We start from the raw sequence: 13,625 nt of genomic DNA on the forward strand, positions 1-13,625 counted from the left end.
CGGTCGATTGCGCGATGGAACGCCTGTTCGGCGATGCCGTCAAGCAACACGCCAGACGGTGGTGCGCTTGACCTCGGCGTCTTCCAGCGCGCGGGTCACCGCCACTTCGTAGACGGCAAGCGGCTCCAGCCCGGTCTTCGGCAGATAGGAGCGGCCGGGATCGCCGACGAGAATGTCGGCGCCGCGCGCCCTCAGCCGGGCGAACCACGGCATCAGCCCGTCGGCAAAGGACTTGTCGTAGAAGACATCGCCGGCCAGCACGACGTCCCACCCGGCATCGCTGCCGATGGAATCGCCGGCGAGGAATTCTATCTCGGTCCCATTGGCCTCGGCATTGAGGCGGATCGCGGTCGCGCAGAACGGGTCGATATCGGCGGCGATCACCTCGGCAGCGCCGGCCTTCACTGCTGCAATAGCGACAAGGCCGGAGCCTGAGGCGAAGTCGAGCACGCGCCTGCCGCGCACCGCCGCCGGATTGTCGAGGATGTAGCGGGCAAGGCCCTGGCCGCCGGCCCAGGCGAAAGCCCAGAAGGGTGGCGGCAGGCCGATTTCGGTCAGCTCGTCCTCTGTCCGCTGCCATAATCCATGTGCCTCGTCGGCCAGGTGCAGGCGGACCTCCGGCACATGCGGCGGCGCCATCAGCGCCGTGTTGTCGAGGATGAATTTCCTGGCGCTGTCCGGCGTCAGCGCCGTCATGGCGCCGGCGTCAGGCCGCCCATGCGGCAAACCTCTTGCCATTCGGCCGGCGTCACCGGCTGCACGGACAGCCGCCCGAGCCGCACCAGTGCCATGTCGGCCAGCTGTGGATTGGCCTTGGCCTGCTCCAGCGTCACCGGCTTCGGCATGTCCTTGAAGGCGCGGATATCGACGCACTCCCAGCGGGGGTCGTCGGTGGTGCTGTCCTGATGGGCCAGAGCGCAGACTTCGGCGATGCCGACAATGTCGAGCCCGTCATTGGAATGGTAGAAGAAGCCGAGATCGCCGATCTGCATCGCCTTCATGTTGTTGCGCGCCGCATAATTGCGCACGCCGTCCCATTGCGTGCCGGCCTTGCCCTTGGCCTTGAGATCCTCGAAGGAGAAGACCGAAGGTTCGGATTTGAACAGCCAGTAGTTCATTGTGTTGCTCCTCCTCAGGTGCCGCCGCGATCAGACATCCGCCGGCTTGTTGAAGCTCCAGTTCCACTGCCGGATTTCGACGCTCTCGAACAGCCCTGCCTTGGTATAGGGATCGGCCGCCGACAGGGCTTTTGCCGCAGCCAGATCGGGCGCCTCGACGACGGCGAGAGTGCCGTTCGGCTTGCCGTCGGCGTCGAGGAACGGGCCGGCGAAGGCCAATTTCTTGTCGCCGTTCAGCCCTTCCAGGAAGGCAAGGTGCTTGGGCCGCGTATCGAGCCGCACCTGCAGGCTTTCTGGCTTGTCCTTGCAAATCAACGCAAACAGCATCTTTTCCATCTCCGCAATCGTTGGGAATTACATGTCGGTTTCGGTCTTGAGCGGCCGTGTCATCAATGCCGATACAGCCTGGTCTATGGTTATGGTGCCGTCCAGTATGGCGGCGACGGCGGCGATGATCGGCGCGTCGATCCGGCGCTCGCCGGCGATGCGGGCGGCGATTGCCGCCGTCGGCACGCCTTCCGCCAAGGGCAAGCCGGCAAGCGGCTTGCCTTGCCCCAGCGCCAGCCCATAAGCGAAATTGCGCGACTGCGCGGACGAGCAGGTGAGCAGCAGGTCGCCGAGGCCGGAAAGCCCCATCAGCGTCTCCGGCTTGGCGCCAAAGGCGGCGCCGATGCGGCGCGATTCGACGAAACCGCGCGTCACCATCGCCGCCTGGGCGCTGGCACCGAGCCCGGCGCCGGTGACGGCACCCGCGGCAATGGCAAAGACGTTCTTCAGCGCGCCGCCGATCTCGACACCGATCAGGTCGTCGCTCGAATAACAGCGCAGGTTTTCCGCCGAAAAGCGGGCGGCGAGGTCGGTGGCCAGAGCCTCGTCGCGGGCGGCGACCACGACAGCCGTCGGCAGGCCCCTGGCGACGTCGGTGGCAAAGCTTGGGCCCGACAAAGCGGCGACCGGATTTGCCGGCAGGATACCCTCGGCAATGGACGACAGCAGCGCGCCGGTGTCGCGCTCGATGCCCTTGGCGCAGAGGACCAGCGGGACGCCTTTCGGCATATGGCTGGACGCGGCCGTCAGCATAACCCGTAACGATTGTGCCGGCGCCACCGCCAGAACGCAGTCGGCGCCGTCGAGCGCGGCCCCGATGTCGCTCGTCGCCACGATGCCGGCCTGGAGCGCGATGCCCGGCAGATAGCGCGGATTTTCGCCACGGTCGATCGCCGAGACGGTCTCCGGGTCGCGCGCATAGAGGCGGACGAAATGACCGGCGCGCAGCATGGCCAGCGCCAGCGCCGTGCCCCAGGCGCCGCCGCCGAGCACGGCGACGCGCCAACCGCTTGGCGCCTTGTGCTCGCTGCCGGTCATGCCTTGGCCCCACGCCGGCCCGAGCCGACCATCGGAGCGGAGATGCTGTCCAGCGGCCACCGCGAGCGCGGCACGAAATCGGCGGCGTTTTCGCCTGATATCCCGGCGCGCAGGCGCTCGATGCCGGCCCAGGCGATCATCGCCGCATTATCGGTGCAGAGGTTAAGCGGCGGCGCGACGAAGCTGAACCCGGCCTGCTTGCACAGGCCCTGCAATGTCGCCTTGATCGTCCGATTGGCGGCGACGCCGCCGGCGACAACCAGCGCAGGCTCGGCCTTGTCCGGGAATTGCTGACGGAATCTGGCCAGCGCCCGCGCAACACGGTCGCCCAGCGCATCCGCGACCGCCGCCTGGAAGGAGGCGCAGATATCGGCGACGTCCTGGTCGCTCAGCGGGGCAATCGCCGTTGCCGCCTGGCGTACCGCGGTCTTGAGACCGGAGAAGGAAAAATCTGGCTGTGCCGAGCCCTTCATCGGGCGCGGAAACGCAAAACGCGCCGCATCGCCATTTGCCGCCGCCTTCTCGACATTCGGTCCGCCCGGATAGGGCAGGCCGAGCATCTTGGCCGTCTTGTCGAAGGCCTCGCCAAGCGCGTCATCGATGGTCGTCGCCCAGCGCTGGTAGTCGCCGACGCCGCGCACGGCGACGATCTGGGTATGGCCGCCGGAGACCAGCAGCAAGAGGTAGGGAAAGTCGAGCCCATCGGTCAATCTGGCCGTCAGCGCGTGGCCTTCGAGATGGTTGATGGCGATCAGCGGTTTTTTGGCTGCCGCGGCGATTGCTTTTGCCGTCATCAGGCCGACGATCAGCCCGCCGACAAGACCGGGACCGGCGGTGGCGGCAATCGCATCGATGTCGGCGAGGTCGACGCCGGAATCGGCCAGCGCTGCCTCGATGATGCCGTCGAGCGCCTCGACATGGGCGCGCGCGGCAATCTCCGGCACGACGCCGCCGAAAGCAGCATGCTCCTCGATCTGGCTGAGCACGATGTTCGACAGGATTTGCGGCGTGCTGCGACCGTCCAGCGCCACCACGCTGGCGGCGGTCTCGTCGCAACTCGTCTCGATGCCCAGAACGCGGATCAATTCGTCGCTGTCCTCGATGATTGTGCAATCGGCCTTTCCCCGATAGGAGAAAACCCGGAAAACTGCCTCGATCTGCCGGGGGTTATCACGGACGGCGCGTCATGCAAACAACCTTGAAAATCGGAACACGCGGCAGCCCGCTGGCACTGGCGCAGGCGCATGAAACGCAGGCGCGGCTGATGGCCGCGCACGGCATGCCGGTCGAGGCGTTCGAGGTGGTCGTCATCTCGACCAGCGGCGACCGCATCCAGGACCGGCCGCTGTCGGAAGCCGGCGGCAAGGGCCTGTTCACCAAGGAGATCGAGGAGGCGCTGCTGGCGCGCCGCATCGACATCGCCGTGCATTCGTCGAAGGACATGCCGACGCTGTTGCCCGAGGGGCTGGAACTGTCCGCCTACCTGCCGCGCGAGGACGCGCGCGACGCCTTCATCGGCAAGGCGGCGCGAACGATTGCCGGCCTGCCGCAAGGCGCCAAGGTCGGTTCGTCGTCGCTGCGGCGCCAGGCGCTGATCCGGCGGATGCGGCCGGACGTCGAGGTAGTGATGTTTCGCGGCAATGTGCAGACGCGGCTGCGCAAGCTCGACGACGGCATCGCCGACGGCACCATCCTCGCCTATGCCGGGCTGAAGCGGCTCGGGCTCGAGGACGTCGTCACCGACCTGATGCCGCTCGACGTCTTTCCGCCGGCGCCGGGGCAAGGCGCGATCTGCATCGAAAGCCGCATCGGCGACCGCGACGTGGAACAGATGCTGGCAGCGATCCACGACGGGCCGACCGGCGAGGCGCTGGCCTGCGAGCGCGCCTTCCTGGCGGCGCTCGACGGCTCCTGCCGCACACCGATCGCCGGCCATGCGACGATATCGGGCGGAACGGTTTCCTTTGCCGGGCTGATCATCTCGCCCGATGGCACGCAGTCGCATGAGGTCAGGCTGGAAGGGCCGGCGCAACAGGCTGCCGGCATCGGCGCGGAAGCCGCCGCGATCGTTCGGGCCAAGGCCGGCGAAACATTCTTCGACGGCTGGACCTGACATGCTCCGCGTCCTGGTGACGAGGCCCGAACCGGGCGCCTCGCGCACGGCGCGCCGGCTCGCGGATGCCGGCTTTCAGCCGATCCTGCTGCCGCTGACCGAAACGGCGGCGCTGCCGGTCGACGCCGGCGCGCTCGCTGACGCCGCCGCGGCGGTCGCGGTCACCAGCGCCAATGCGGTTCGCCATGCGCCGAAAGAGGTCATTACCGCGCTCGCGCGCTTGCCGTGCCAGGCTGTTGGCAAGAAGACGGCGGAAGCCGCCCGCAGGGCCGGGTTTCTGTCTGTCGGCGAAGGCCCGGGCAATGCCAAGGCGCTGGCCGATGCGCTCGCTGGCGGTTACGCTGGGCAGACCATCGTGTATCTCTGCGGGCGGGTGCGCTTTCCGGACTTCGAGGGGCGGCTGTTTGCGTCGGGCGTTCATGTCCGCGCCGTCGAGACCTACGACACTTTTGCGCTGGATTATTCCGACGAGGCCGTTCTTGCGCGCCTGTCCGCCCGGCCGGTCGAGGCGGTGCTGCTCTATTCGGCCAAGGCGGCCACGGCGATGCAGGCCCTGGCTAGCCGGCCGGCGCTGCGTGGCCTTTTTCAGGACACGCGCTTTTTCGCTTTGTCGGGGCGCATTGCCGGGGCCTTGGACGATGTCGCCGGGATCCGGATTGCGCCTGAGCCCAGCGAGGATGCCTTGCTGGGGCTTTTGCAGGCGTCGCGCTGACCGGCATCCGCCTGTTCCGGACGTTGGCATACCTCTGCCGGCATCCTCAATTTATTCCGCAGTAGGCGCTGTCGGCGAAGCTGCGGATCTCCCCCCTTGCGGGGGAGATGCCCGGCAGGGCAGAGGGGGGTGCTGTCCCTCCGACCTGTCAGCCAATCGAGCCCTCCATCCCGGTTCGGGACGGGTTTAAGTCGACGTTGGTGCTCAGTCACACCCCCCTCTGGCCTGCCGGCCATCTCCCCCGCAAGGGGGGAGATCGGCAGCTTGGCGGGCAGCGCCAACATGGACGATTCGCCCTCGAGCCACATTTTGTTCTTGCTTTGTGCCGGCAGCTATGCTAGAAAATCACCTAGGTGCTGATTCGCGCCAACGACCCGCCGCCGAGGCGGGTTTTTTGTTTCTGGCCCCGCATGGCATCTCCCAAAATCGCTGCGGCGTTTTGCCATAACTGAATTCCAAAGCCGTGGCGTCATCACGCCGCCCCTTTTCACCGCTTGGTGATGTGCTAGACCCTTCAAACCATCCGAAGCGAATTTTGCGGAGCCCGAGCATGGTCAAGACGCCGAAGATGCGGCATTCCAAGACCCGCCGTGAGCCGGTGACCATCGAGCTCGAGCCCGGCGCCGTCTCGCGAGTCGCCGCCGACCAGGAAGCCGGCAAACAGCAGCCAGACAATGCAGAGTCAGCGGGGGCGCAAACCGACGAGGCGAAAGCCGAGGAAGCGGCGAACGCCTCGCAGCCCGAGCCGCCTGAAGAGCCGGTGCATGCCGACCAGACCGATCTCGAGCCGTGGGAACATGCCGACGCAGCCGCGCCGGCCGGCACGCAAGAGCCGGCGGACGCCGGCGCCGATTCTACCAGGGAAACGGAAACCTCTTATCCCGCCGGTTCGGATGCGCCGGCCGGGCGCTCCACGGCTTCCGACTACAGTTTCGAAGATGCATCCAGCCCAACCGGGGCCAACGAACCGGGGATCCCAGGCTCCGGCGAGAAGACAGCTGAGGCGAGGGACAACCATATGGCAGCGCAGCCGAAGCGAAGCGGCATCAGCGGCATCGCCGCCGGCATTGTCGGCGGCGTCATCGCGCTCGCCGCAGCCGGCGGGCTGCAATTTGCCGGCCTGCTCGGTGCGCCGGGGCCGGGCGGCGTGTCGCTCGACGCGGTCAATGGCGAGATCGTTTCGCTGAAACGCGAGGTCGCGGACCTCAGACAGGCCGACGCCAACAATGACGCCTCGGCCAAGGTGGACGGGCTGTCGTCGGCGCTGGACCAGGTCAGAGCGGACGTCGCGGCGTTGAAGTCGGCTGTCGAACAAGGCGGCGCCGGCGACAATGCCGGGCTGGCGGCACTTGGCGACAAGGTCCGGCAGATCGAGCAGGCGGTCGCGGCCCTCGGCAAGGCCGGCGGCACGGCGCCGGTCGATCTCGGCCCGCTCAACGAAAGGCTGGCCGCGCTCGACGCCTTGGTGAAGTCAGCCGGCGAAACGGCAAAGGCGCAGGAAGGCCGGCTTGCGGCTCTGGAACAGTCGGTTTCCCAGCTCTCGGGCAAGGTCGATGCACAGGCTTCGCAGCCGAAGATCGCGCTGGCCATTGCCGCCTCGGCGCTCAAGGCTGCGCTCGACCGAGGTGCGCCGTTCGCAGCCGAACTCGAAACCTTTGCCGCGATCTCACCGGATGCGCCCGAGATCGCGACGCTGCGCGCCTATGCCGAAAAGGGGGTGCCGACGCGGGCCGAGATTGCCGCCGAAGCGGACGCCGCCGCCAACGCCATGCTCGCTGCCGCGACGCCTGTCGACCAGAATGCCGGCATCCTGCAAAAGCTGCTGTCGAGCGCCGAATCGCTGGTCAAGGTCAGGCCGATCGGTGCCGTCGAAGGCACCGGTGTCCCGGAAACCGTTGCCCGCATGGAGGTCGCGGTCAATCAGGGCGACTACGCCAAGGCGCTCAGTGAATACGAAGCCCTGCCCGAGGCGGCCAAGGCCGCCGGCGCCGACTTTGCCGGGAAACTGAAAGCGCGGATGGAGGTCGAGACACAGATCGATTCGCTCATCGCCGGCGCGATGAAGGCGTGAGGAACCCAATGATCCGCATCCTCGCCTTCCTTGCCGTCGTCTTTGCGCTCGGGCTCGGCTTCGCCTGGCTGGCCGACCGGCCGGGTGAAATGCTCGTTACCTTCAACGGCTATCAATACCAGGTCAGCCTGATGGTCGCGGCGGTGGCGGTCGTTGCCGTGGTTGCCGCGGTGATGATCGTCTGGTGGCTGGTCAAGGCGCTGTGGAACAGTCCCTATACGATCTCGCGCTATTTCCGCGTGCGTCGCCGCGACCGCGGCTATCAGGCGCTGTCGACCGGGATGATCGCCGCCGGCGCCGGTGACGGCGCGCTCGCCCGCAAGAAGACCAAGGAAGCGGCAAAGCTGATCCGCTCCGACCAGGAGCCGCTGATCCAGCTGCTCGACGCGCAGGCCTCGCTCCTTGAAGGCGACCATGAAGGCGCCCGTGAAAAATTCGAGACCATGCTCGACGATCCCGAAATGCGGCTGCTCGGCCTGCGCGGGCTTTATCTCGAGGCCGAGCGGCTCGGCGACCGCAACGCGGCCCGCCACTATGCCGGCCGGGCAGCGGCGGTGGCGCCGCAACTGGCCTGGGCGGCCGAATCGACGTTGGAAGACCTGACCGGGCGTGGCGACTGGAATGGCGCGCTGAAACTGGTCGATGCCCAGAAGTCGACCCGGCAGATCGAGCGCGATGCGGCCAACCGGCGTCGCGCCGTGCTGCTGACCGCCAAGGCGCAGGCGCTGATCGACAGCGATGCCAATGCTGCAAGGGCGGCGGCGCTCGAAGCCAACCGGCTGCGGCCGGATTTCGCACCGGCGGCGGTCGTCGCGGCGAAATTGCTGTTTCGGCAGAACGACGTGCGCAAAGGCTCGAAAATCCTCGAGGCGGCGTGGAAGGCCGAGCCGCACCCGGAGATCGCGGAGCTCTATGTCCATGCCAGGCCGGGCGATGCCGTGCTCGACCGGCTGAACCGGGCAAAGAAGCTGCAGGAGCTGAAGAAGAATCATGCCGAGTCCTCGCTGGCCGTGGCGCGCGCCGCGCTCGATGCGCAGGATTTTGCAACCGCCCGCCGCGAGGCGGAAGCCGCCATCCGCATGGATCGCCGCGAAGGCGCCTATCTGCTGCTGGCCGACATCGAGGAGGCCGAGAGCGGTGACCAGGGCAAGGTGCGGCAGTTGCTGTCGAAGGCGGTGAGAGCGCCGCGCGACCCGGCCTGGGTCGCCGACGGCGTCGTCTCCGAACGCTGGGCTCCGGTATCGCCGATCACCGGCAGGCTCGACGCATTCGAATGGCGGGCGCCGATGGAGCGGCTCGGCCAGTTGATCGACAGCCATGAAGAGACTCCGGAGGGACCGATGCCGGCCATCGCGGCTCCAGCCAAACCGGTACAGGAAACAGCCGAGGCGATCGAGCACACAGCCGTTGCTGCCGAGACACCGGGCACAGCGACCGAAGTGAGGACCGAAAACCGTGCCGCCGAGGATCATGTGACACCAATCACCGCGGCGGCGTTTGCCCAAGTGCCGGAAGATGCCGAAGCCGTCGAGCCGGCGCAGGAGCTGACGCGGCTGCCCGACGATCCCGGCGTCGATCCCGACGACGCGGCGGACAAATCGACGCGCCGGTTTCGTTTGTTCTGATCAGGGTCGAGTGGACCCGGACTTATTGGGAATGATTTAATGTTCGAACGCGTTTTGTCGTTTCTAAGGGATCTGCCGTCCGGTGGTGGCGCCAGCCCCAGCGCCGACGATCCGCGCGTTGCCGCGTCCGCCCTGCTTTTCCACGTGATGAACGCCGACGGGGTGCGCCAGGATACCGAATGGGAACGGTTCAAGAAGGTGCTGGCGGAAAGCTACTCGATCAGCGGCGACGAACTCGACGCTTTGGCGGCTGCCGGCGAGCGGGCCGACAATGAGGCGATCGACCTCTACGCCTTCACCAGCGTGCTCAAGCGCCATCTCGACGCCGAGGCGCGAAAGGCCTTCATCGGCCTGATGTGGGAGATCGTCTATGCCGATGGCGAGCTGCACGAACTCGAGGACAATACCGTCTGGCGGGTCGCCGAGCTGATCGGCGTCGAACGTCGCGACCGTGTCGAGGCGCGCCTCAAGGCGGCCGCCGCGGCTCCTGGTGCTGCCGGAACGTCAAGCGACGAATAGACAGGGTCCAGCCTTCCAATGCCGCCCAAGCCAAGCCCGAGACCAAAGATCCTGATCGTGCTGCATCAGGAGCATTCGAGCCCCGGACGGGTCGGCCATATGCTTATCGAGGAAGGCTTCGACCTCGACATCCGCCGACCGCCGCTCGGCGAGGCCTTGCCGCAGACGCTGGATGGCCATGCCGGCGCAGTGGTGTTTGGCGGCCCGATGAGCGCCAATGACGGCGACGAGTTCGTCCGCCGCGAGACCGACTGGCTTAAAATTCCGCTCAACGAGAACCGGCCGCTGCTTGGCATCTGCCTCGGCGCGCAAATGCTGGTCAAGCATCTTGGCGGCAGGGTCGAGGGCCACGGTGAGGGCCTCGTCGAAATCGGCTGGTACCCGCTTAAGGCGACCGAAGCGGGCAGCAGGCTGATGCATTGGCCGGAAATGGTCTATCAATTCCATCGCGAGGGCTTTTCGCTGCCGAAGGACGCGACGCTTTTGGCGACGGCCGAAACCTATCCCAACCAGGCCTTCCGCTATGGCGACAATGCCTGGGGCATCCAGTTCCATGGCGAATTGACCCGGGCGATGATGCAGCGCTGGGTGGTGCGCGGCGCGCACCGCTTCGAACTGCCCGGCGCACAGCCCGGCCGCGACCATCTCGGCGGCCGGCTGATCTGGGACATGCACCTCAAGCGCTGGCTCGGCGAGTTCCTGCCGATGATTTTCGGCAAGCCGGCGCTGCGGTAATCAGTTTCGCCCCCTGAGATGACGCACCTTGCGCAGCTGCGGGAACAGCACCGCCCATAGCCCGGCAACAGCGATCGCCCCGACACCGCCGACCACCACGGCCGGAACCGTGCCGATCAGCGCGGCCATGGTGCCGGCGCGGAATTCGCCGAGCTCATTGGAGGCGCCGACAAACACCTGGTTGACGGCGTTGACACGGCCGCGAACGTCGTCCGGCGTCCACAGCTGGATCAGCGTCTCGCGGATATAGACGCTGAACATGTCGGTGGCGCCAAGCAAGGCGAGAGCAGCGATCGACAGCCAGGTGATGGTCGAGAGGCCGAACAGGACGGTGAACGCGCCGAACAGCGCAACGAAGCCGAGCATGACAAGGCCGGCATGGTTGCGGATCGGGTGTCCGGCCAGCCAGATGGCGACGCAGATGGCGCCGACGCCGGGCGCCGAGCGCAACAGGCCGAGCCCCCACGGGCCGAGTTCAAGGATATCGCGCGCGTAGACCGGCAGCAGCGCCGAGGCGCCGGACAGGAGCACCGCGAACAGGTCGAGCGATATCGCGCCGAGCACGATCTTTTCGCTCCAGATGTAGCCGAAGCCGGCGAACAGGGTCTGTACCGTCGGCCTGTCGGTCCGGCTGCGCTGGGCAGGCTTCGGGATGGTGAAGATCAGCACGGCGGCAATGAGCATCAGCACGGCCGCTGTGGTGTAGGCAGCTTCGGCCGAAAGCCCGTAGAGCAGGCCGCCGGCGACCGGCCCGACGATGGTTGCCGTCTGCCAGGCGGACGAGTTCCAGGCGATGGCGTTGGCGAAATCCTCAGGCGGCACCAGATTGGCGAACAGCGATGACGAGGCCGGCCCGAAGAAGGCGCGCGCAATGCCGAACATGGCGAGCACGATGAAGACCGGCATCGGCCCGGAGAGGCCGCGCAGCGTCAGCAGCAGGAGGGCCAAGGCGCAGCCCGCCTCGACCAGCACCGCCAGCGCCATGATCAGCCGGCGCCCGAAACGGTCGGCAACGTCGCCGGTGACCAGCACCAGCAGCAGCGAAGGCAGGAACTGGACGATGCCGACAAGGCCGAGGTCGAACGGGTCGCGGGTCAGGTCGTAGATCTCCCAGCCGACGGCGACCGACACGATCTGGGTGGAGAATGTCGAGAGGAAGCGCGCCGCCCAATAACTCAGGAACGGCCGGTGGCGAAAGGCGGCATAGCGCTGGTCGGATGGTACTTGGGATTCTGCGGTCATGGAATAAGGCCCCGTGGCGGCGATGTCGGCCGGCGGGGCACTTCCACGATGGGCGCTGGTCCGGCCAAAAAAGCCTTTAACGCAGTTCGGCGCAGGGCGCGCGCAAAAATCCGGCCTGGATCAACAATTTCGTTCTTGCAGATAACAAGCGGATGGCGGCGGATCGCAGATCGCAAACTTTCGAGATTAGCCGAAACACCTCTCGTTTCGTCATCCCAGGGCGGAGCAAGGAGCGAAGCGACGCGGCGCAGACCTGGGATCCATGCCATTGCATCTGCCGAAGAATGCAACGGTTCAGAACGGCACTTGCGTCGGCACCGGCGCCAGCTACCCTTCAACCATGACCGGCTATACCTATATGACCGCAAGCCAGAAGCGCGGCACGATCTATATCGGCGTCACCAACGACCTCGGCCGCCGCATGCCGGAGCACAAATCCGGCGAGGGCTCGCGGTTCACCAGCCGCTACGGTGTGCAGCGTCTGGTCTGGTATGAGGAACATTTCGACATTGTCGACGCCATCCAGCGCGAGAAGTCGCTGAAGCGCTGGCGACGCCAATGGAAGATCGAGCTGATCGAGAAGACCAATCCGGAATGGTTCGAGCTTTTTCGCGGGACGGGGTGGTAGCATTCGGTTCTGGTCCGCAGGCGCACTGCCGCGAGGTAACGGCGCAGACCCTAGGATGCCATGCCGTGAGCTTCGAGCGTCGCAGCTTCCGCTGAACACAAACAGACCGACCAGCGGAACGCGTTCAATGTGCATCCCGCTCGATCTGATGGCATCAGGCCGTCGCCTTGGCCTTCCTGCCCCGGCTCTTGACGGGCGCGGGCGGGGCGGCTTTGCGGCCGAGGCCGATCGCCTTGGCCAGCTGCGAACGCGAGGCCGCGTAGTTGGGAGCGACCATCGGGTAGTCCGACGGCAGGCCCCATTTGGCGCGGTAGGCGTCTGGCGTCAGCCCGAAATGAACGCCGATATGGCGCTTCAAGGATTTGAACTTCTTGCCGTCCTCGAGACAGATGATGTAGTCCGGCGTCACCGATTTCTTGGGATTGACGGCTGGCGTCAGCGGCGCGGCGACCGGCACTGCCGGTTGCCCCAGCCCACCTATGGAAGCGCTGACGCTGGCGATGAGATCGCCGAGGCCGGAAGCCGGCAAGCGGTTCTTCTCGACATATGCGGAGACGATATGGGCGGTCAGCTCGAGCAGGTCGATGTCTTTGCGAGCGTTGTTGTTGTCGTCGGTCAATCTATCTCTCCGTCCGTGGGGGTCGCAGAAATTCCTAGTCGGCAAATCTGCGCAATGCAATGACGCCGCGCCACGTCACACATTATTTTGAATAATAATACTAACGGCAGCGCGGGATTAACAACCCTGAGCCGGTGCTCGATAATATCAGACAATCAGCAATATCAGATAATCAGGGATTTGTCGCGCCACAGTCGAAATCCGCCTTCGAAGGCGCGTGTGTTGTCGCCGCGTCTGCAATCGGCGGGCAAGTCGGTGAGTTCATCGACATTGCCGCCGCCGATGACCACGTAATCCGGCTGCATGGCGGTGCGAAGCCGGTCGACGACGTCGAAGACGTATTTGCGCCATTTCTTCTTGCCGCGCTTTTGCAGCCCGCGTTCGCCGACATAGTCTTCGAAACTGCCGCGCTTCTTGTAGGGAAGATGGGCAAGCTCCATCGGCTGGGCGACGTTATCGACGATCATCGCGGCCCCCAGGCCGGTGCCGAGGCCAAGGAACAGCATGCGGCCGCCTTCATAACTGCCGACGGCCTGCATCAGCGCATCGTTGACGACCTTCACCGGCTTGCCGAACTCAGCAGCGAAATCGCAGCCGACCCAGCCCTTGCCGAGATTGGCCGGTTCGGTCAAAGGCCGGTTGTGGTGCACGGGACCCGGATAGCCCATCGAGACGACATCGTAGTGCAGCCCTTCGGCGAGCGTCTTCACCGCAGCGACCATCTGCTGCGGCGTCAGCTCCGGTCCGGAAGCGGTCTTGCGCTCCTCTGCGCCGACGCTGGTGCGGATCTTGACGTGCGAGCCGCCGATATCGATCGCAAGCACGATCTGTTCGGCGTCGGGTGCGGGTCGCTTCACCGCTTTGGCCATCGCTTTCGC

At 66.1% G+C, this 13,625-nt stretch carries 15 protein-coding genes; 7 read left to right on the forward strand and 8 right to left on the reverse strand.

Annotation, left to right across the window (positions count from 1 at the left end; genetic code table 11):
• Positions 1-39 precede the first annotated feature (39 nt).
• Genes NKJ35_RS20840 through tsaD form a run of 5 tightly spaced genes read right to left on the reverse strand, consistent with a single transcriptional unit; the run spans position 40 to position 3,565 of the window.
• A complete protein-coding gene (locus NKJ35_RS20840; protein WP_502904655.1) occupies positions 40-738 on the reverse strand; it encodes a class I SAM-dependent methyltransferase in 699 nt (232 codons plus the stop codon).
• Positions 693-1,118: an EVE domain-containing protein gene (locus tag NKJ35_RS20845; protein ID WP_254817798.1), complete on the reverse strand. Its 426-nt coding sequence runs from the start codon at positions 1,116-1,118 to the stop codon at positions 693-695. The genes NKJ35_RS20840 and NKJ35_RS20845 overlap by 46 nt, the downstream gene beginning before the upstream one ends.
• Positions 1,119-1,148: 30 nt before the next feature.
• Positions 1,149-1,445 carry a YciI-like protein gene (locus tag NKJ35_RS20850; RefSeq protein ID WP_352649439.1) on the reverse strand — a complete coding sequence of 99 codons (297 nt, stop codon included), beginning with the start codon at positions 1,443-1,445 and terminating at the stop codon, positions 1,149-1,151.
• A gap of 27 nt (positions 1,446-1,472) precedes the next feature.
• A complete protein-coding gene (locus NKJ35_RS20855; protein WP_352649399.1) occupies positions 1,473-2,483 on the reverse strand; it encodes an NAD(P)H-dependent glycerol-3-phosphate dehydrogenase in 1,011 nt (336 codons plus the stop codon).
• The gene (gene tsaD, locus NKJ35_RS20860) at positions 2,480-3,565 is read right to left on the reverse strand and encodes a tRNA (adenosine(37)-N6)-threonylcarbamoyltransferase complex transferase subunit TsaD (protein ID WP_352649440.1); all 1,086 of its coding nucleotides are present in this window, start codon (positions 3,563-3,565) and stop codon (positions 2,480-2,482) included. Before tsaD ends, NKJ35_RS20855 begins: the two co-directional genes overlap by 4 nt.
• A 104-nt stretch (positions 3,566-3,669) precedes the next feature.
• Between tsaD and hemC the strand changes: the two genes are divergently transcribed.
• The 6 genes from hemC (at position 3,670) to NKJ35_RS20890 (ending at position 10,258) form a co-directional block, all read left to right on the forward strand.
• Positions 3,670-4,596: a hydroxymethylbilane synthase gene (gene hemC / locus NKJ35_RS20865; RefSeq protein WP_352649400.1), complete on the forward strand. Its 927-nt coding sequence runs from the start codon at positions 3,670-3,672 to the stop codon at positions 4,594-4,596.
• Between the two features lies 1 nt (position 4,597).
• The gene (locus NKJ35_RS20870) at positions 4,598-5,308 is read left to right on the forward strand and encodes a uroporphyrinogen-III synthase (protein WP_352649401.1); all 711 of its coding nucleotides are present in this window, start codon (positions 4,598-4,600) and stop codon (positions 5,306-5,308) included.
• A 550-nt stretch (positions 5,309-5,858) separates the two neighbouring features.
• Positions 5,859-7,379: a COG4223 family protein gene (locus tag NKJ35_RS20875; RefSeq protein ID WP_352649402.1), complete on the forward strand. Its 1,521-nt coding sequence runs from the start codon at positions 5,859-5,861 to the stop codon at positions 7,377-7,379.
• A gap of 8 nt (positions 7,380-7,387) precedes the next feature.
• Positions 7,388-9,004 carry a heme biosynthesis protein HemY gene (locus tag NKJ35_RS20880; RefSeq protein WP_352649403.1) on the forward strand — a complete coding sequence of 539 codons (1,617 nt, stop codon included), beginning with the start codon at positions 7,388-7,390 and terminating at the stop codon, positions 9,002-9,004.
• A 39-nt stretch (positions 9,005-9,043) separates the two neighbouring features.
• Positions 9,044-9,523: a tellurite resistance TerB family protein gene (locus NKJ35_RS20885; protein ID WP_352509112.1), complete on the forward strand. Its 480-nt coding sequence runs from the start codon at positions 9,044-9,046 to the stop codon at positions 9,521-9,523.
• Positions 9,524-9,541: 18 nt separating this feature from the next.
• A complete protein-coding gene (locus NKJ35_RS20890; RefSeq protein WP_292657163.1) occupies positions 9,542-10,258 on the forward strand; it encodes a glutamine amidotransferase in 717 nt (238 codons plus the stop codon).
• Here NKJ35_RS20890 and NKJ35_RS20895 read toward each other — a convergent pair whose 3' ends face one another.
• Positions 10,259-11,500 (reverse strand): MFS transporter, encoded by a 1,242-nt coding sequence (locus NKJ35_RS20895; protein ID WP_352649404.1) that lies wholly within the window; start codon positions 11,498-11,500, stop codon positions 10,259-10,261.
• A gap of 340 nt (positions 11,501-11,840) precedes the next feature.
• Here NKJ35_RS20895 and NKJ35_RS20900 point away from each other — a divergent pair, with 340 nt between their 5' ends.
• Positions 11,841-12,128 carry a GIY-YIG nuclease family protein gene (locus NKJ35_RS20900; RefSeq protein ID WP_352649441.1) on the forward strand — a complete coding sequence of 96 codons (288 nt, stop codon included), beginning with the start codon at positions 11,841-11,843 and terminating at the stop codon, positions 12,126-12,128.
• Positions 12,129-12,282: 154 nt separating this feature from the next.
• Here NKJ35_RS20900 and NKJ35_RS20905 read toward each other — a convergent pair whose 3' ends face one another.
• Together NKJ35_RS20905 and NKJ35_RS20910 are read right to left on the reverse strand one after the other, a co-directional pair.
• A complete protein-coding gene (locus NKJ35_RS20905) occupies positions 12,283-12,747 on the reverse strand; it encodes a Ros/MucR family transcriptional regulator (RefSeq protein ID WP_352479997.1) in 465 nt (154 codons plus the stop codon).
• Positions 12,748-12,911: 164 nt separating this feature from the next.
• Entirely contained in the window at positions 12,912-13,616 is a 705-nt protein-coding gene (locus NKJ35_RS20910; RefSeq protein ID WP_352649405.1) for an ROK family protein, read from the reverse strand.
• Between the last annotated feature and the right edge of the window lie 9 nt (positions 13,617-13,625).

The sequence above is a fragment of the Mesorhizobium sp. M0136 genome (assembly GCF_040322515.1).
In the GTDB taxonomy this organism is placed as follows: Bacteria; Pseudomonadota; Alphaproteobacteria; order Rhizobiales; family Rhizobiaceae; genus Mesorhizobium.

Excerpts from the sequence above, each read along its gene's own strand:
- NKJ35_RS20840 (WP_502904655.1), bottom strand. The coding sequence starts at position 738 with ATGGCAAGAGGTTTGCCGCATGGGCGGCCTGACGCCGGCGCCATGACG.
- NKJ35_RS20845 (WP_254817798.1), bottom strand. The coding sequence starts at position 1,118 with ATGAACTACTGGCTGTTCAAATCCGAACCTTCGGTCTTCTCCTTCGAG.
- NKJ35_RS20850 (WP_352649439.1), bottom strand. The coding sequence starts at position 1,445 with ATGCTGTTTGCGTTGATTTGCAAGGACAAGCCAGAAAGCCTGCAGGTG.
- NKJ35_RS20855 (WP_352649399.1), bottom strand. The coding sequence starts at position 2,483 with ATGACCGGCAGCGAGCACAAGGCGCCAAGCGGTTGGCGCGTCGCCGTG.
- hemC (WP_352649400.1), top strand. The coding sequence starts at position 3,670 with ATGCAAACAACCTTGAAAATCGGAACACGCGGCAGCCCGCTGGCACTG.
- NKJ35_RS20870 (WP_352649401.1), top strand. The coding sequence starts at position 4,598 with ATGCTCCGCGTCCTGGTGACGAGGCCCGAACCGGGCGCCTCGCGCACG.
- NKJ35_RS20875 (WP_352649402.1), top strand. The coding sequence starts at position 5,859 with ATGGTCAAGACGCCGAAGATGCGGCATTCCAAGACCCGCCGTGAGCCG.
- NKJ35_RS20880 (WP_352649403.1), top strand. The coding sequence starts at position 7,388 with ATGATCCGCATCCTCGCCTTCCTTGCCGTCGTCTTTGCGCTCGGGCTC.
- NKJ35_RS20885 (WP_352509112.1), top strand. The coding sequence starts at position 9,044 with ATGTTCGAACGCGTTTTGTCGTTTCTAAGGGATCTGCCGTCCGGTGGT.
- NKJ35_RS20890 (WP_292657163.1), top strand. The coding sequence starts at position 9,542 with ATGCCGCCCAAGCCAAGCCCGAGACCAAAGATCCTGATCGTGCTGCAT.
- NKJ35_RS20895 (WP_352649404.1), bottom strand. The coding sequence starts at position 11,500 with ATGACCGCAGAATCCCAAGTACCATCCGACCAGCGCTATGCCGCCTTT.
- NKJ35_RS20900 (WP_352649441.1), top strand. The coding sequence starts at position 11,841 with ATGACCGGCTATACCTATATGACCGCAAGCCAGAAGCGCGGCACGATC.
- NKJ35_RS20910 (WP_352649405.1), bottom strand. The coding sequence starts at position 13,616 with ATGGCCAAAGCGGTGAAGCGACCCGCACCCGACGCCGAACAGATCGTG.